We start from the raw sequence: 17,712 nt of genomic DNA, 5'->3' as shown, positions 1-17,712 counted from the left end.
GTTGCCCCCAGGGCGGGCGCGTCCAATCTGAACCAACGGTTCCCGAGAGAGCGCGCAAGAGTCGGCAGATCGTGCCCAGGATAGGGATCTCCACCCGCGCACGGCAGTGCGCCGGAGGCAGGTCGGCTTCAGTAGAAATCGTACCTGGCGCCCAGGGCAGGCATGAAGATCGGGAAGAGGGGGGCCGTGAGGGGCTCGCCTGGAAACCAGGCCGAGGCGGCGTGATCGACCCCAGCCGCGGTGTCGACGAACACCCGCTGGCTCGACGCCGGCCTGGGCACGGCGATGAGCAGGGGCACCTCGAGCCCCAGGGTGAGCTCGACCCGCCTGGCTAGCCTGACGCCGGCGCGCACCTCGGGCGCGACGTACACGAAGCGCGCCGCCGCGCTCCGCTCGAGCGGGCCGAACGACGGCGCGCCGCCCGTCGACGCCCGTGCGCTCGTGCGCGATGCCGCGATCACGCCGAGCAGCCCGCCGGCGCCCAGCCGCGCGTGGAGCCGGAGGACCTCGCCCGATGAGTACCCGACCCAGGCGCCGAAGAGCGCGCCGCGGAGCGCTGTCGTGTCGTCGACGCGCACCGGGTACGACGCCCCGCCGACGGCCTCGAGCGTCGTGATACGCCCGCGGACGGCTTGCCGCACGCTCAGATAGCCCGCGGAGGCGCCGAACGAGAGATGGTCGATGCCGTACCCTCCGTGGACCATCAAGCTGACGCCAGCCCCGAGGGGCTTGCTGCAAGACGCCACGCACCCCGTCGGCGCGTCTCCGCCGAACGACACAACGAGCGGCGCCGCGGCGCTCAGCTCGGCGAGCCAGCGGGGCGTACGGCGCGGGCCGCGCTCCTCACGCTCGTCGGTGGCCCCGGCGCCTCGCGAAAGCCGGATCCTGCGTGCGTCCGGCCCCTCCCTCGGCGGCTCGGCGACCTCGAGCGTGCCCGTCTCCTGGAGCCGGACCAGCCGCGCCGTCACCTGGACCGTCTCCCCGCCGCCCACGTCGAGGCGCTGCTCGAACGGCTGGTAACCCGCCTTGACCACGCGGACGGTGTGGGGGCCGCGAGGCACGCGCAGGGGCGCGCCGAGCGGCAGCTCGCCGCGCGGTACGCCGTCGATCAGGACCGTCGCGCCCGGCTCGGCGCCCGCGATCCCGATGGCCCCGACGGCATTGTAAAGGAGCTTTACCACCAGCAGGATATCGCGCTTGTCCTCGGCCTTGAGCCTCTCGGAGAAGTCGCGCAGCGCGCTCTCGTACAGCGCGATGGCCTCCAGGTAGCGCTCGAGCTGGATGAGGCACGCGGCGGCGTTGGTCGTCCCGTTCAGCGTCATGAACAGCGAGCGCGATGCCTGGAACTCGGCGAGCGCCTCGGCCCAGCGCTCCTGATCGCGCAGCGCGATCCCGCGCTGGAAGTGCGCGCGCGCCTCCTCGCGACGCTGGACCTCGCCGGGCTCGCCCGGCTGCGCGGCGGCGAGCGAGCCGAAGGGCAGGGGCGCCAGGAGCGCCGCCGCGAGGAGGAGGCCGCCACGCGCGGCGCGTCGGCGCGTCGTGCCCGGTCGTGCGCGCGCCCTCATTCGAACGAGTCTCCGGCCAGCACGCCGCTGCGCGGCTTCCCGTGCGCCGCCGCGGCCGCGCCCGTCGGGCACCTGGGGGTGACCTGCGCCGCCGGGGGACAAACACACGCCGGACCCTCGCTCGGCCGCGCGGCGCCGAGCGCAGCGCCCAGCGCCGATCCGGGCGGCGGTTCCATCGCCAGGTGACCCGCCAGCACGTCGTGCTCGGCGGCGACACCGGGCAACATGGACTCGAGCGCCAGCTCCGGCGGCTCGGCGAGCTCCGGCGCGGCGGAGTCGACGGCCTCGGCGGCCGCCGGCTCGGCGGGCGCGGCCGGGAGGAGGCCGCGCCCGGAGCGGCGCGCCGCCCGCGCCAGGGCGGCGAGATCGAGCGAGGGCGGCGAGGCGCCGGCGTCCGTGAGGGTCACGGTCGTCTCGCCGTGCCGTGCCCCCCTGGAGACGCGCACCCGGTGCGTCTGCCCGACCTTGCCCGAGAGCTCGATGACGCCGTCCCGCCGCCGCATCGGGACGCCGTCGACCTCGACCACGGCGTCGGCGGGCAGGACGAGCAGCTTCACCCGGCGCTCGCCGGCGCCGAGCCTGTGCGCCGCCGGCCGCGCCGCCGCGGGGGCGCGGGCCTCGACGGCGTTCTCGCCGGCGGACGTCGCCGGCTCGGCTCCGCCCTCCTCGACGCCGGGCTGCCCGCACGCGCCCTGGGCCGACAGGAACACAAGCGCCGCGGCCGCGGCCATGTCGCGCGCCCTCATCGCCCCCGGCCCTCCGCGAGGAGCGGCGCGCGCTGGTACGAGCGCTCGCACGCCGCGTGCCGATCCCGGGCCGCGGACGCGGTCTCCCCGAGGTAGGTGACGCGCATGTGCGGCGGCAGGCAATCGGTATGCGCGGTCAGCAGGCGTCTCTTCAGGGTGTCCACGTCGATGCTCCAGGTGTGAATGCCGTTGTCCATGGCGACGGTCATCAGCCGTTGCCCTCCGTCGAGGAAGGCCAGCGCGATGACCGGCGCCGACGATCCGAGCACGATGGGCGCGCCCTCGCCGGCAGCGCTCCAGAGGCGGACGGTGGCGTCGGCCGACGAGGTGACGACGCGCCCGCCGTCGGGGCTGAAGAGGGCGCGGAGGACCGCGCCGTCGTGCCCGCGCAGCACGACGGGCTCGCCCTCGCCGTCGGCGCGCCACACCCGCGCCGTCCCGTCGTCGGACGCCGTCACGACGCGCTCGCCGTCGGGGCTCCACGCGCCGGCGTGGACGCCGCCGCCGTGCCCGCGCAGCACGACGGGCTCGCCCTCGCCGTCGGCGCGCCACACCCGCGCCGTGTGGTCGAGCGACGTGGTGAGCACGCGCGCGCCGTCAGGGCTCCACGCGGCCGAGGTGAGCCAGTCCTCGTGCCCGCGCAGCACGACGGGCTCGCCCCCGCCGTCGGCGCGCCACACCCGCGCCGTCCCGTCGTCGGACGCCGTCACGACGCGCTCGCCGTCAGGGCTCAACACGGCGGCGCGCACCTCGGCCTCGTGGCCCCTCAGCACGACGGGCTCGCCCTTGCCGTCGGCGCTCCATACGCGCGCCGCGCGATCGAACGAGGCCGTGGCGACGCGCGCGCCGTCGGCGCTCGGCGCCGCGCTCGCCACCCACCCCGCGTGACCCCTGAGCACGACGGGCGCGCCCTCGCCGTCGACGCGGAAGACGCGCGCCGTCCCGTCCTCGAAGGCCGCGACGACGCGCTCGCCGCCTGCCACGATGGACGCGGCGTGGAAGAAGCCGAGGTCGCGGCGCCGGTGCGGCATCGCCCGGAGCGGCTCGGCGCTCCACACCTTCGCGGTGCGGTCGGACGAGCGCTCCCACGGATCGGACGCCGCGGTGACGACGCGCGCGCCGTCGGGGCTCCACGCCGCGGAGCGGAGCGGCGCGCGGTGCCCGACCAGGACGAGCGGCGGGCCGCTGCCGTCCGCCGGCCAGAGGCGCGCCGTCCGGTCCGCGGAGGCGCTGGCGACGTACTCGCCGTCGGGGCGCCATGAGACGAAGGTCACGGCGAGCGCGTGGCCGGAGAGCACGACCGGCTCGGCGCCGCCGGCGGCGCGGAAGACGCGCACGGTCCGATCGGCCGAGGCGGTGGCCACGCGCAGGCCGTCAGGGCTCACGGCCACGTGCAGGACGCTGTCCTCGTGCCCGGCGAGCACCACGGGCGCGCCGGCGTCGGCCAGCGTGAAGACGCGCGCCGTCCGGTCGCGCGAGCCGGTGACGACCCGCGCGCCGTCGGGGCTCACGGCCACGGAGATCACCTCGCCGGTGTGCCCGCGGAGGACGCGGCTCCTGCCCGTCGCGATCAACCAGACGCGCGCCGTCCGGTCGTCGGAGGCGGTGACGACGCGCGCGCCGTCGGGGCTCCACGCGGCCGCGTTGATGCGGCCGCGGTGGCCCGTGAGGACGACCGGAGCGCCCTCGCCGCCCATGCGCCACACGCGCGCGCTGCCGTCCGCCGAGCCCGTGAGCACGCGCGCGCCGTCCGGGCTCGCGGCCACCGCGGTGACGGCGCCGCGGTGGCCCCTCAGCACCACGGGCTGACCGGCGCCGTCGGCGCGCCACACGCGCGCGGTGCCGTCCTCCGAGCCCGCGAGCGCGCGCGCGCCGTCGGGGCTCCACGCGGCCGCGAGGATGGCCCCGCCGCCGCCCTCCAGCACCACGGGCTGGCCGGTGCCGTCGGCGCGCCAGACGCGCGCGGTGCCGTCGGCCGAGGCCGTGAGCACGCGCGCGCCGTCGGGGCTCCACACGGCCGCGGCGAGGGCGCCCGCGTGCCCGCGGAGGGTCGCGCGGAGCGCGTTCGCGTTGAGGGCGTCGCTCGCCAGCTCGATCCAGCCGCGGCGCGCGCCCGGCCGCTCCGCCTCGGGCAGGAGCCTCATCGCCAGCGGGAGCTGCGCGCGCACCGCGAGCTCGCGGAAGCCCGCGAGGATCCTGGCGTCGTGCGCCTCGGAGCGCCGCTCCTCCGCGACGTCGCGCTGCCGGTCGGCCTCGCGTCGAGCCCGGACCTCCTCGACGCGCAGGCGATCCGCGCGGAGCTTCTGGCCGTACGCCACCGCGCCGAGCGCCGCCGCACCGGCCGCGACCAGGAGCGCCGCCGCGGCGACGGCGGCGGAGCGGCGCCGCCGCCCGCGCTCCTCGGCGAGCCTCGCCTCCGCCTCGGCCCGCTCGCGTCGCCGCGCCTCCAGGTGCTGGCGCTGCTGCCGCTGATCGAAGACCTCGCGCGCCAGCCAGTCGTGGCCGATCTCGAAGTACCGGCTCCCCTGGTGCTCCGCCGCGTGGAGGATGGCCGCCCCCTCCAGCGCCTTCAGCGCCGGCCCGAGCTCGTCCGCGGGGAGGACCCGGAGCAGCTCCTTCTCGGTGCGCAGCGTGCGGCTGCCGTCCGCCGTCACCAGGTGATCCTCGAGCAGCCGCTCGGCCCCGCCGCGCAGCGCGCCGAGGCCGGCGAGCGTCGCGTCCAGATACCGGCGCAGGATGGCCTCGGCATCGACCGCGCAGGCCGCCGCGCCCCCCTTCGCGCGCTGCTCGAAGAGCGCGCGGCACACGATCTGCGCGTACGCGGCCTGCGCCTCGGCCTCGTCGACCGCGGCCTGGCCTGGCACGCGCACCTGGAGCAGGAGCGGGCGCATGTCCGCCGGCGCCCACGCCTGCGGCGGCTCGCCCGCGGCGGCCGCCTGGCAGACGGCCTCGCAGAGCTCGGCGACCGTGAGCGGGCCGACGCGGAAGCCGTGATCGAGGAGCCGGCGGTGCTCGCGCAGCCGATCGCGGAAGCGGCCGAGGTAGTCCTCGCGGAGCGACAGCAGAAGGCGCAGGTTGCGGGTGGGCAGCCCGGCGAGGCGGTCCACGCAGTCGAAGAGCGCCTCGGCCTCGGCCGCGCCGCGCGTGGCGTAGAGCAGCTGCTCGATCTGATCGAGGTAGACGACGGCGAGCCGCGGCGACCCCCGCGCCGCGCGCTGCGCCGCCGTGAGCAGCGCGTCCGCGGGCGAGGCGCCGGCCGGCCGGTCGCCGAGGCCGAGGGCGCCGTACACCGCGTCCGCGAGCCAGCGCGTCGGGTCCTGATCCTCGGGCCAGGCGTCGACCCGCGCCACGCGGATCTCCTGCTTCTCGATGAGCGACGGCAGGACCGCCGCCTGCACCAGGGAGGACTTGCCCGCGCCGGACGGCCCGAAGACCGTGACGCAGCGGTTGGCGAGGATGGATGCCTCGAGCCGGTAGGCCAGGTCGCCTCGCCCGTAAAAGCGATCACGGTCGGAAGCGCGGTAAGGTTGCGGACCAGGGAAGGGGTTCTGCATTGCGGGGCAGCGAGAGTGAGTAAGAGCGAGCAAGAGCGAGTAACAGCGAGTAACAGATGGGTTCGGCGCAAACACCTTATTGATTCTCAAGGATCCAGAGGTCGCTCCGGGGCTCGCGACCGACCCGGGTGTGGCGCGCTCCCGGGGGGCGCGCACTTGTCGGGCGACTCCGAGCGGGTCACCCAGCGACGGAGGTCGATGTTCACCGTCCCCAGGAAGGCTCCCTTGAGCACGCGGACGTTGTAGGTGACGCCGGGCGCCGTCTTCTGCGCCTCTCCCCACGCGCCGAGGGTGCCGTCGAGATCGACCGACGCGCCGCCCTCACACGAGAGCTTCCCCTTCCAGGCCGCGCCGGCGGTGTCGAGCGCCGCGATGTTGAACGAGCACGCGTCGAGATCGCAGACGTTGCCCGGACCGACAGCCGCGCCGGCGCAGTCTTTCTTCTGGTAAACCACGCTGAAGCACTCGGGGTAGTCCGCGAAGAAGAGAGAGGTCCCCTGGAGCCTCTGGCCCGACGTGCTCGACGCGCTCATGGAGGTCCCTCCGATCGAGGAGGCGTCGATCGCCAGGGACGCGGCCACCGCCTCCTCGGCCGCCACCTCGATCGTCCCCGCCTTGATCGCGCGCGTCAGCACCCTGACGTAGCTCGTCCCGGTCTCGGCGAACAGGCTGGTGCACGCGCCGCTCGCGTCGAGGTACACCGCCGAGAGCCTGCTCTCCACGAGGTCCGTCAGCGTGATGTTCGCGCTCCGCTTCGACGACGCGCGGGCCGAGGAGGCGACCTTGAAGGCCGCGCCGAAGTCGCCGGAGAGCTCCCCGTCGAGCACGTCCCCGTAGTGGAGCGTCACCTTCGACCAGCTCGGCGCCGCGGTGCCCTGGTCGCCGTCGAAGCAGGCGTTGGTCTCGGGCTGGTCCCCGAGCTGCCGGCGTCCGAGGCTCGCGGAGCCGCTCGCCGGCGTCCGCGCGCGGTAGTCCGGCGCGAGGTCCTTGATCGCCTTGTCGAGCGTGACCGTCGGGGTGCTCGCGCAGGCCGTGACCGGTAGCGCGGCCAGCGCCGCGATCACGAGGCGGATCGGTGAGCGATTTCTGTCATCGTCAATCTGCACGGTGGATCTCCTTCGACCGCGCCGTGGCCGCGGTCAGGGCGAGACGGCCGAGAGGACGTCCTCGATCTCGGCGGCGAGCTGTCGACGTCCGCCGACGCGTCGCTGGCGAGCCAGTCGATATCGTCCTTCCGGCGGTAAGCCTCGGCGCGGATCCGTGGGACGACCACGAGCTCTTCGTCCTCGGTGAGCTCGTCGGCGAGCAGGGTGACCGAGAGCTCGCACACCTTGATGCTGCCCTCCGGCTCGGGGATCCGCAGGGTCACCGTGGCCGTGGCGCGCTCGGAGTCGAGGCGCGCGGCCGCGCGGCCCTCGAAATGAACGGACAGGGCCTTGCCCACCGACTGGAGCAAGGCCTGTACCGCGCGCCTCGGTGGTTCGCCGGGGCCGAGGCGCGTACGAAGAGAGACGCCGACCGTCACCCACGACGAGCCGCTGAACGCGATGGGCTCATCCCGATTCATGTGTTCCTCCGCTGGCACGGGCATACCTGCCATGAAACGGACGATGTCGCGTTCTGTCAGCTCAAGAGAAATCAAGGAGCGACGCGTTCACGAGAGGCCGCGCCGGACGTCGTGAGCTTCGGAGCAGCGCCGTCCCGCCGCGGGATCGGTCGCTATCTCGAGGAGGGCTGCGGTGTCATTCGCCACGCGGATCATACACAATCGTTTTGCCGGTGGTGTCGATGAGCGCAAAGGAGTAGTCGGGAGGGAAGCTGATGGACTTCGCCTTCGGGAGCAAGTCCAGCGGGTACCACCAGTCGGGGGCGCCCGCGTACATCCACGCGTTGCCGGCTGAATCGAGGCCATAGTATGCCATGGCGCCTGCGGACACCACCTGGACCAGGGTTCCACTGGTGTTGTTGTTGGGGATGGGGTCAGTCCAGCTGTTGGTCGCGAAGATGTACTGGCGCATGTTGCCAGAAGTGGTGAGCCCCATCAGATACCAATTCCTCCCCCCTGCGTTCCAGAAGGCGCTCACCTGCTTCATCCCGCCGCCGTTGAGCGTGCTCCAGGAGTTCGTGCTCGCATTGTACTGCAAGACGTTGCCTGCCGCGTCGACCCCCCAGACCCCAGACCCGTTGTTGACCCCAACGGCCACCTGAACCAGCGAGCCGGGCATCTGGACCCAGGGGTCTGTCCCGTTGTACTTGTACACCCTGCCCGCCGCGTTGACGCCCCACACCGTCCCGTCAGTCGAGGCGCTCACCTGGACGAGCGAGCCAGGGATCTGCGTCCAGCTGCTTCCGGTGTAATGGAAGATGTTCTGGGCGCCATCAACCCCCCAGACGTTGGGGCGGCCTCCAACAGGGTAAGAGACGGCGGAAATCTGGGTCATGGTCGTGCTGAGCGTGAGGGGCATGGTTTCTGTCTCCTTCGTCCATTCGGCGCCAGGCTCCGTCGAGCAGAACGCCCCGATGGAACGGCGCTTCGAGGCCCCGCGGACGACGCCATCGTCATTCCGTCAGTGCCATCGCGATACCGGTCGTATCCGTCGTCGGTCGCGCTGACAACTTAAGCTATTTTAATGCGCCTCGGATTCGGCGGCGTGACCGGGCGTGGAGGCGACGGGGAGACCGCTCCCACCGTCGCGCAGCTTGGAGATTCTTAAGATCAAACACGCTTCACGGCGGGCCGCCCCGTACGTCGTGAGGGGTAGAGCAGCGCCCTCCTCGCCAGGGGACGGGCCGCTGCGTCGAACCTGCACCTGTCGCGACGGCCGCACCCGCGGTGCCGGCCGGAGGGTGGAGGTCTGCCCCGAGAACCCTTTCCGGCGAGGCGCGTATGAGTTTCAGCGATCAGAAGATCAACCACCTGAGCACCGTCACCCACGACGGCAAGGTCGTCTGCTTCGGCACCGATCCGAGCGGCACGATCTGGTACACGGTCAAGCGCAGCGGCTTCGAGGACACGGCCCTGCAAGACGGCGCCGACCCGTTCGGCTTCGAGGCGTCCAAGAAGCTCCGGCTCGGCGAGTCGGTCGCCGACGCGTCGGTCATCGCCCACGAGAAGGAGAACCTGGCGGCCGAAGGCGGCGACGTGCTCGTGAAGACGGTGTACGGCGCCTCCGACGAGGTCACGAGGAGCGCCGACGCGCCCGTGCAGGTCGTGTCGGCCCTGAATCACCTGTTCGTCTTCCGCCAGTCGCCGGGCGGCAAGATCCTCGTGAGCCGCTTCGTGCTCGACGGCATGACCAACGAGCTCGTGCCCAAGCTCGAGGTGCGCTTCCGGCGCAGCAGGCAGCGCCTCAAGGCCGCGCCGTCCGCCGCCGGCAAGGGCGGCGGCAGCTTCGACAACCTCGATTACCGCGACATCGACGGAAACTACTTCTACGAGGGCGCGGCGGAGCTCTCCTTCGCCGGCACCGTGGCCAACGGGTGGTTCTCGCCCGTCTTCGCGCCGACCGCCGAGAGCGATAGGCACCGCTGGCACCTGTTCGTCCACGACAAGGCCGCGGGCAAGCTGGTCCTCTACACGATCGGCTCTCAGGAAGAGCGCGTCTTCGACGTGAAGGACTACCTCCTTGCCCGGCAGGACCCTTCGAACCCGAAGAACACCATCTACCGGTCGCTCCCCGGCATCGTCCGCAGGACCCTCGACCTGCCTGGGTGGACCGTCGCCGGCGCCCCGGCGGCGACGACCTACGATCTGCAGAAAGAGCAGATCACCGACGCGGGCCCGCAGCTCCTCCGCGACACGACGAGGGTGATGCTGGCCGTGCCGGTGAAGGCGGCCAGCAGCGACGTGGTGAGGACCGCGGTGCTCGATTTCGCGCTCGCCGCGGACGGCACGCTGTCGCAGATCGACCTCACGCCGGACAGCAGCGAGATCCTGCGCAGCGAGGCGCGCGAGGTGCTGACCCCGCTCTCGTTGCTCGACGACATCAAGGAGATGGCCGACACGACGCCGCCGCCGTCCGGGACCATCGTCGGCACCGAGCGGGGCGGCGACGACCTGCTCCAGATCCGGTCGAGCGGCGCGCTCCCGGCGGGCGTCGCGCGGGGAGCCAAGGTGAAGATCCGGGGCACCCAGAGCTACGACGGCCATTACAAGGTGGTCAGCGTCAAGGACGCGACCTTCCAGGTCGAGGCCACGTTCACCGACAACCAGGCGGGGTTCTGGGAGATCGTGCCGGACAAGCAGACCGGCCTCGTGTTCGACAACATGGTCGTGGGCACGGCCAAGGACGCCCAGGGCAAGCTCATGGTCGCGTGCGCGGCGCACGATCTGAAGCCCGGCGACGAGGTGCAGATCACGGGCACCCAAGGCTACGACGGCATCTTCCCGGTCAAGTCGGTCGTGGCCGGCAAGAGCGCCTTCGTGCTGGACACGCCGTTCTTCGCGGGCGAAGCGGCGAACCTGAGCAAGGTCGTCCGCCGGGGGCTGCGGATGGACGGCGACGACCGGGTGGAGACGCCCGAGCTGGAGCTCGCGCCGCCGAGCCCGGCGCGGGACCTCGGCCGCACGCTCTCGGCCTGGGTGCGCGTGGACGCGGCCGGCAACCTCGAGCAGAGCCTCGTGAAGGACAGCGGCGGGATGATGCACCTCGCCCTCGGCGCCGACAACAAGGTGAAGCTCGTCGTGCGCATGAGCGACGGCGCGACGCGGACCGTGACCGATCCGAAGGAGTTGCCCGCCGACACCTGGGTGCATCTCGCGGGCACGGTCGCCTACGCCACGAAGACCGGCGGCGATACGCGGATCGCGCTCTGCCGCGACGGCGTCGAGGTCGCGCAGCAGATCGTGGCGCGCGCGTTGCCGTGCCACCTGGGCCAGAATTGCGCGGTCTTCGACGGGGACGACGACTACATCGAGGTGCCATCCCTGGGCCAGAAGTTCGCCGGAGGCATCACGGCCGAGGCATGGGTGTACCTGGATGACCCGGCGGAGGCGAGCTCACTGCGCGGCATCGTGGGCCAGGACTTCAGCGCCGGCGTGGTGCAGTTCGCCTTGCAGGTGGAAGGCGCCGACCACCAGCTCCGCGCCGGGTTCTACGACGGCACGACATGGTGGGACATCCTGGACGACGAGGGCTTGCCGCGCGATCGCTGGGTCCACGTCGCCGCGACGTATGACGGTCATCGCCTCGCCATCTACCGCGACGGCGTGCTCATCAAGAGGAGCGACGACATGGACCGCCCCTTGCCCGACGAGAGCACCGCCGGGTGGCGGATCGGACGCCGGCACGACCTCGACGATGCGGCGAGCATGTGGAAGGGCCGCATCGCGGACGTGCGGTTGTGGAGCCGCGCTCGAACGCAGGCGGAGATCGCCGAGGGCATGGCGAAGCGGCTGACGGGAGGTGAACCGGGCCTCGTCGGGTACTGGCCGCTCGACCAGGGCACGGCGAACGACCTGTCCCGGGCGAAGCGGCACGGCACCCTCGCAGGGCAGCTCGGATGGAAGCCGGACGCGTATCTGCACCCGCAGATCGTGCCGCCGGCGGCGCCCGGCGCGAAGCTCGCCAGGACCATGAAGCTCGACGGGGTGGACGACTCCATCGAGGTGCCCGCCTTCGCGACCCCCTCGAGCGCCATCACGGTGTCGGTCTGGGCGCGCAGCGCGGCGGCGGCCTGGAGCGGCCAGGGATCCCTCGTCAGCAAGAGGGACTCCTTCGTCCTCAACCCGTCGAAGGGCGCCCGCGACGTCGAGTTTGGGCTCTGGCTCGATGGAACCTATACCAGCGTGTCCGGCGCGCCGGCCGACGTCCAGGGGTGGCACCTCTACACAGGGACGTACGATGGGAGCGAGATCCGCCTCTACATCGACGGCGCGCCCGCGGCGCAGCAGGCGGCGTCCGGCGCGATGGCGGCCGACGCGTCCGGGGTGATGTGCATCGGTCACGACGACGGCCATGCCGCGACGGAGCGCAACCTGAGCGGGCAGGTGGCCGACGTGCAGGTGTGGAGCGTCGCGCGGGCGCAGGCCGACATTCAAGCAGACATGTACCGCAGGCTGACGGGCAACGAGGGCGGCCTCGTGGGCTACTGGCCGCTCGACGTCAACGCCGGGGACCTCTCGCCGAGCAAGCGCAACGGCGCCCTCAAGGGCAGCCCGGCGCTGGTGAGCGCGGGCTCGGCGCACACGATCGGTGAGGCCTTCCGCGGCGAGATCTCCGGCGTGCAGATCTGGGAGGAGGCGCGGGCCGCGGCCGCCATCAAGGCCTCCATGCACCTGAACCTGAGCGGACGGGAAGCCGGGCTCGCCGCCTACTACCGCATGGGCGCGATCGCCCACGAGGGGAAGTCGCCGATCCTGCCGGATTTCTCGCGCCATGGCAGGAACGCCGCGGTGTACGGCGACCCCTACGCCGGCGCGCGGCGCCTCAACCGGGCGACGGGCTCGGGCAAGAAGGTGGTCCAGTACGGCAGCGACGAGCTCGTGGCGGTCAGCCAGCGCGGCGTCTACGAGGAGACGTTCGAGTTCCGGGTGACCTCGCCCGGCGCGGCGCTCGACCCCAACAACGCCGGCGGCACCGGGGTCAGGCTCTTCGGCTTCTCGTACTGGGGCAAGAGCAGCCGCGGGAGCAAGGAGATCCTGCGCGTCCCGGCGGGGAGCGTGCAGCAGAGCGATTTCAAGAGCCTCGGCGGCGGCTGGTACAAGGCCGCGTGCCGCGTCGTCGTGCCGGACGGGATGAGCCTCCTGCGCGCGTTCGAGGTCGCCGACGTGCGCGGCACGTGGGGGGCCGAGAGCTCGCCGCCGGGCGACGAGTGGACCGCGATCGAGGTTCGCAAGCACCGCATCCGCCTGGTCTCGGACGCGGTGACGCGCGACAGCTACACCGACGTGTCGAAGCTCTCGTCCTTGCCCGCGCAGAAGCAGGAGCTGTTCGACAACCTGGCGGCGGAGGCCGGGGCGGAGGCCAAGGAGGCCGGCGTCGAGGCGCGGATCCGCGACCTGCTGGCGCGGATCGACGTGGCGAAGAACCAGCAGCGCTACGTCGAGGAGGCTGCGAGGCTCAAGGACCGCCTGTCGAAGCTGGCGTCCGACAGGAAAGTGATGGAGAGCGAGCGCGATGCGATCAGGAGCAATCGGTGGAGCTACTACCAGCGGATACTGAACCACGGGTCCGGCAAGGACATGACCGCCGGTGACGACAGGGCCGTATACCACCACCAGCCGTGGGCGCCGAAGGACCTGGGCTATCAGCGCTGGCGGGTCGTGGAAGGCGACCCCGGGCGCTTCCAGATCCTGCAGCAGAAGAGCGGGCTGGCGCTGAGCGCGCCGGGCGGCGGTGGGCAGGACACGGACCTCAGGATCGAATCGCCGAGCAACAGCGCGCACATGCAGTGGTCGCTCGCCGACTGCAATGATCTCGACAAGGGGCCTTGTCGCCTCAGGCCGTGGCACAACATCGGCGTGTGCGTCGAGATCGCTCGGGAGGCGAACCACGACGGCGCGGTGTGCCAGCTGTGGGGCACGAAGAGCATCGCTCACCAGTATTGGTGGATCGTGAAGACCGACGCGATGACCGCAGAGGACAAGGCGGCGCTCGACGCGAAGGACGCGGAGCTGTCGAGGCTCGACAAGGATGTCGCGCAGATGGATCGCCGCATGGCCTGGCTCAACGAGATCCTCGCTCGAAAGGAGAGCCTCGACCAGCTCCAGCGCGATCTCACGACCGCGCAGGGCGATCTGACCACCGCCCGCGCGGATCTCGCGACCAAGGACGCGACGGCCGTCAGCGGTCTCGCCTCGCTCCCGCCGGCGATCATGCCGGTCATCGCGACCGACGAGCGGGGCCTCACGACGGCCGGCGCGGTGCTCGATTTCGTCCAGCCCGCCGGCGGGGTCCGGCTCACGGAGAGCTGCGAAGGCAACGTGCTGCTCACCTACGTCGATCGGCAGGGCCGCATGCGCGCGACCCGCTACGACGCGGCGGCGGACGCCCGCAACGCCACGTTCGAGCAGTGGCTGCCCGACCCCGCGCGCGCCTGCGCAGACGTCCGCGACAGCGGCGACAAGATCACCCTGGCCAAGGCCGTGAGCCTGCCCGCGACCGGGTGGACATGCGAGGCCTGGGTGCATTTTCCCATGGCCACCAGGGACGATGGAGCCCCGTACGGCACGAACGTGGTGGCCAGCACCGGCGCCTCGTCGGACGCGCCGCTCGTCGTGCGCGCGGGCAACCGCCTGGGGCTCATGATCGACGGCTGGTACTTCGACAGCGGCGCCCACCTCGAGCGGATCATCAAGGCGGGGTGGCACCACGTCGCGGTGGCCTCGAGCCGAGGCACCACCACGGTGTACGTGGACGGCGAGGCGGCGGGCAGGCGGACGACCTCGCAGCCGGCCCTCCGCTTCAATGGCACCACGGACTATGTCGAGGTGCCGGCGCACAAGAACCCCACGACGGCCCTCACGGTCTCGATCTGGGCGCGCAGCGCGACCGAGCGCTGGAACGCTCCCGGTTGCCTGGTGTGCAAGCGAGATGCGTTCATCATGCACCCCATCTCGAACAGCAAGGAGATCCGGTTCTACCTCTGGACGAGCGCGGGCCTGCAGGCGGTCAGCTTCACGCCGGAGGACATCCAGGGCTGGCACCTGTACACGGGCACGTTCGACGGCGGTTACATCCGCCTCTACGTCGACGGCGAGCTCGCCGTCGAGCAGGCCGTCACCGCGACCATCCAGGAGTCGCAGGGCGCGCTGTACATCGGGTACGACAACGGCAACAACGGCTACTTCCAAGGCGACATCGCCGAGGTGTCCGTCTGGAAGTCGGCCCGGACCTTCACCGAGATCCGAGAGGACTTCTATCGGTCCTTCGTGGGCAACGAGTCGGACCTCATCGGCTACTGGCGCATGAATGGCGCGCACGACGGCGGAGTGACCAAGGTCAAGGACCTCACGTCGAGCGCGCGTCACGGCCTCGTGAAGGGCGCGCCGGCGGACGCGACGATCACGACGCTGGCGGCGCGGACCCTCGATGTCCAGGTCCTCGGCAACCTCGCCAAGGGCGGCAGCCCCATCGGCCGGTTCGCCGAGGTCCGCCTCTGGAACCTCGGCTTGACGGACGCGGAGGTCGCGGCCAGCGCGCGGGCGTCGCTGTCGGGCAACGAGCCGGGGCTCGTCGGCTACTGGCCGCTCGACGAGGCCACGGGCGCGACGGCGCGCGACCGCTCGGCCGGCGGCGAGGCGCACGGGGCCATGGTGGGCGTGGACTGGGTGGGTTACACGGCGCACACAGGCCACGCGAGCGGCGGGAGCCTCAACCTGCCTGCCGGGGGCAACGCGTACATCCAGCTCGCGCCGATCGCGCCGGCCGGCGGTAGCTTCACGTTCGAGTGCTGGGCGCGGCGGCAAGGCGGCGGGAGCGGCGCCGCGTTCCTCGTCACGGCCACCGGCGCCGGGACCCCTGGGCTGTTCGCGTTCGGGTTCGCCACGGACAAGCTCACGATGATCCTCAAGAATGGGTTGCAATCGCCTCTGGCCTATACGGACACGGACTGGCACCACCTGGGCTGCACGTACGACCAGCCCACGGGGACGCGGCGGCTCTACCGCGACGGCGAGCTGATCGCGGAGGATACGACGACGAGCGATCTCGTCGCCTCTGACTTCACCGTCGGCGGGATGCTGTCGAATTCCGGCCAGTTCAGCGCTCCGTTCCATGGCGATATCGCCGAGGTGCGGATCTGGGACAAGGCGCGCACCGCCGACGAGATCCGCGCGGACATGGGCCGTCGCCCCGCGGGCACCGAGGCGAACCTGCTCGCCTGTTATCCGCTGGATGCGGTGAGCAGCGACAGGAAGGTCTGGGACAGGAAGTCGGGCCGGTACCAGGGCGTTCTCAACGGCGGCGCGCAGCTCGTCCCCACGACGCCCGCGAAGCTCGTCCCCGCGATGCCTCCGCCCGTGTCGCCCGGGGCGAGCCTCGTCACCGCCGAGTACAGCTCGATCGAGATCAACGCCGAGGGGAAGCGGCGCGCGCTGATGCGGCGCTTCTTCGGGTCCGCCGCCGGAGGCGACGTGAAGCTCCTGCCCGAGCTGCGGGTCGAAGAGCTGACGCTGCAATGGATCGGCAACACGCAGATCAACCCGACGCTGCTCGGGTACATCGAGGGCGCGCCGCCCGTCCCCTCGGAGAACCTCACCGGGGAATACCAGGACTACGACGCCGCGACGACCGTCGCCCTCAAGCAATCGCAGGAGACGAGCTATCGATGGCAGCGCAGCGAGGCCCAGAACGCCGCGTTCAACCTGGACGGGTTCCTCGGCGCGGCGTGGGACACCGAGGCGGGCCTGCTGATCTCCTCCAAGGTCTCGGAAGGTCAGGCGGGCGGGGTCTTCAACTACGCCTTCCAGAAGAGCGACGCCAAGGACACCGCGATCGCCGCGTCGTCCAGCATCACCGCGACGGACAGCCTGGCGCTCTCGGGCGTCGCCGAGGACAAGATCTCTTGCGCGGCGGTGGGCCGGCGCTGGGTCCCCAAGAACGTCGGGTATGCGCTCGTGATCTCCGGCATGGCCGACGTCTTCGTCACCAAGCTCAGGAGGAGCGGCCGCATGGTGAGCTACGACATCCGGCCGGTCGAAGGCGTGCCGCTCGACGTCAACACGATCACGTTCATGATCAACCCCGCCTACACGCTCAACGGGAGCCTGGACGGCATGGTCGGGTCGATGCCCGCCCATCCGACGTTCTACCCGCACGTGCCCGACATGCGCGCGCAGTACGGCTCGCTCTACCCGGCGAGCTATTTCCGGCTCAAGCAGGCGTACGCGCTCAAGGACACCATCGAGCGGTTCGACAAAGAGCGGGAGAGCTTCTTCTACAACTTCAGCGCCGACCAGGTCGAGAAGCTCGACGCGTTCAACACGCCCAGCGCGCCGAGCCTCCCCGAAGGATCGCCGGAGACGTCGTCGAAGGCCACCGACGCCGATCTGGACGCGCTCAAGCAGAAGAACCAGGAGAAGAAGAAGGAGCTCCAGCGCGAGGCGGAGAGGCGGAAGGCGGACATCGACGCCAAGCACAAGGGCCTCGAGGGACGGGTGCGCGCGAGCGGGGCCTTCTCCGACTGGCAGCACCGTATGGCCGGTATCCAGACGAAGGCGGGCAAGCGCAACATCGTCAACACGTACGTGTGGGACGCCGACGGCGGGCTCCGCGCCGAAGAGCAGGGCTTCGCGAGCACGATCGAGCACTCGATCAGCACGGAGACGAGCCACAGCGGCGGCGGCGGCTTCTCTTCCGAGGCGTCGATCTATGCGTTCAAGTACTCGATCTCGCTGGTGGGCTCGGGAGGCCGCGTCGACGCGAACAGCAAGACGCTGAGCGCGAGCAAGGCCCTCGAGCTCTCCGTGGACCTGTCGGGCGTCGAGAAGAAAGGGATCACCGACGCGCGCGACAACCCGCTGGTGCCCGGCGAGAAGGTGGATCGTTACCGGTTCATGACGTTCTACCTGGAGGGGAGCACGGACCACTTCAGCGACTTCTTCAGCTACGTGGTGGATCCGGAGTGGCTGATGTCGAACGACGAGGAGGCGCGGGCGCTCCGGCAGGCGCAGGCCGGCAGGCCGAACCCGTGCTGGCGCGTCCTGCACCGCGTGACGTACGTCGAGCGGCCCGCGCTGAGCGGCTTCGGCCGCGACGTCCGCGCCCTCGCCCCGGCCGGCACGGCCGCCGTCGTGACCGACTACTTCGCCGAGCTCGAGCGCAAGCAGCAGGCGTTCGACGTCCGGCTGGGCAACATGGAAGACCAGCTCGCGCGGATCGTCGCGAAGCTCGGCGCGTAACCCGA

The 17,712-nt window shown here is 71.7% G+C and carries 7 protein-coding genes; 1 reads left to right on the top strand and 6 read right to left on the bottom strand.

Features of this window, described 5'->3' with window-relative positions:
- Positions 1-128 precede the first annotated feature (128 nt).
- The 6 genes from WMF24_RS23410 to WMF24_RS23385 form a co-directional block, all read right to left on the bottom strand.
- Positions 129-1,565 carry a PEGA domain-containing protein gene (locus WMF24_RS23410; RefSeq protein WP_437738659.1) on the bottom strand — a complete coding sequence of 479 codons (1,437 nt, stop codon included), beginning with the start codon at positions 1,563-1,565 and terminating at the stop codon, positions 129-131.
- Positions 1,562-2,311: a hypothetical protein gene (locus WMF24_RS23405; RefSeq protein WP_437738658.1), complete on the bottom strand. Its 750-nt coding sequence runs from the start codon at positions 2,309-2,311 to the stop codon at positions 1,562-1,564. Before WMF24_RS23405 ends, WMF24_RS23410 begins: the two co-directional genes overlap by 4 nt.
- Positions 2,308-5,865, bottom strand: a complete 3,558-nt coding sequence (locus WMF24_RS23400; protein ID WP_437738657.1) for an nSTAND1 domain-containing NTPase — start codon at positions 5,863-5,865, stop codon at positions 2,308-2,310. The genes WMF24_RS23405 and WMF24_RS23400 overlap by 4 nt, the downstream gene beginning before the upstream one ends.
- Positions 5,866-5,951: 86 nt before the next feature.
- Positions 5,952-6,971, bottom strand: a complete 1,020-nt coding sequence (locus WMF24_RS23395) for a hypothetical protein (protein ID WP_437738656.1) — start codon at positions 6,969-6,971, stop codon at positions 5,952-5,954.
- Positions 6,926-7,432, bottom strand: a complete 507-nt coding sequence (locus tag WMF24_RS23390) for a hypothetical protein (RefSeq protein ID WP_437738655.1) — start codon at positions 7,430-7,432, stop codon at positions 6,926-6,928. Before WMF24_RS23390 ends, WMF24_RS23395 begins: the two co-directional genes overlap by 46 nt.
- Positions 7,433-7,607: 175 nt before the next feature.
- Complete coding sequence (locus WMF24_RS23385) at positions 7,608-8,330, bottom strand: tectonin domain-containing protein (RefSeq protein ID WP_437738654.1); 723 nt, start codon at positions 8,328-8,330, stop codon at positions 7,608-7,610.
- Positions 8,331-8,752: 422 nt separating this feature from the next.
- Between WMF24_RS23385 and WMF24_RS23380 the strand changes: the two genes are divergently transcribed.
- Positions 8,753-17,707, top strand: coding sequence for a LamG-like jellyroll fold domain-containing protein (locus tag WMF24_RS23380; RefSeq protein WP_437738653.1), 8,955 nt, complete (start codon positions 8,753-8,755; stop codon positions 17,705-17,707).
- The last annotated feature ends 5 nt before the right edge of the window (positions 17,708-17,712 follow it).

This window comes from Sorangium sp. So ce1335 (genome assembly GCF_051521615.1).
Classification (GTDB): Bacteria; Myxococcota_A; Polyangia; order Polyangiales; family Polyangiaceae; genus Sorangium.
This window is presented reverse-complemented; position numbering and strand designations above follow the sequence as displayed.

Excerpts from the sequence above, each read along its gene's own strand:
- WMF24_RS23410 (WP_437738659.1), bottom strand. The coding sequence starts at position 1,565 with ATGAGGGCGCGCGCACGACCGGGCACGACGCGCCGACGCGCCGCGCGT.
- WMF24_RS23405 (WP_437738658.1), bottom strand. The coding sequence starts at position 2,311 with ATGAGGGCGCGCGACATGGCCGCGGCCGCGGCGCTTGTGTTCCTGTCG.
- WMF24_RS23400 (WP_437738657.1), bottom strand. The coding sequence starts at position 5,865 with ATGCAGAACCCCTTCCCTGGTCCGCAACCTTACCGCGCTTCCGACCGT.
- WMF24_RS23390 (WP_437738655.1), bottom strand. The coding sequence starts at position 7,432 with ATGAATCGGGATGAGCCCATCGCGTTCAGCGGCTCGTCGTGGGTGACG.
- WMF24_RS23385 (WP_437738654.1), bottom strand. The coding sequence starts at position 8,330 with ATGCCCCTCACGCTCAGCACGACCATGACCCAGATTTCCGCCGTCTCT.
- WMF24_RS23380 (WP_437738653.1), top strand. The coding sequence starts at position 8,753 with ATGAGTTTCAGCGATCAGAAGATCAACCACCTGAGCACCGTCACCCAC.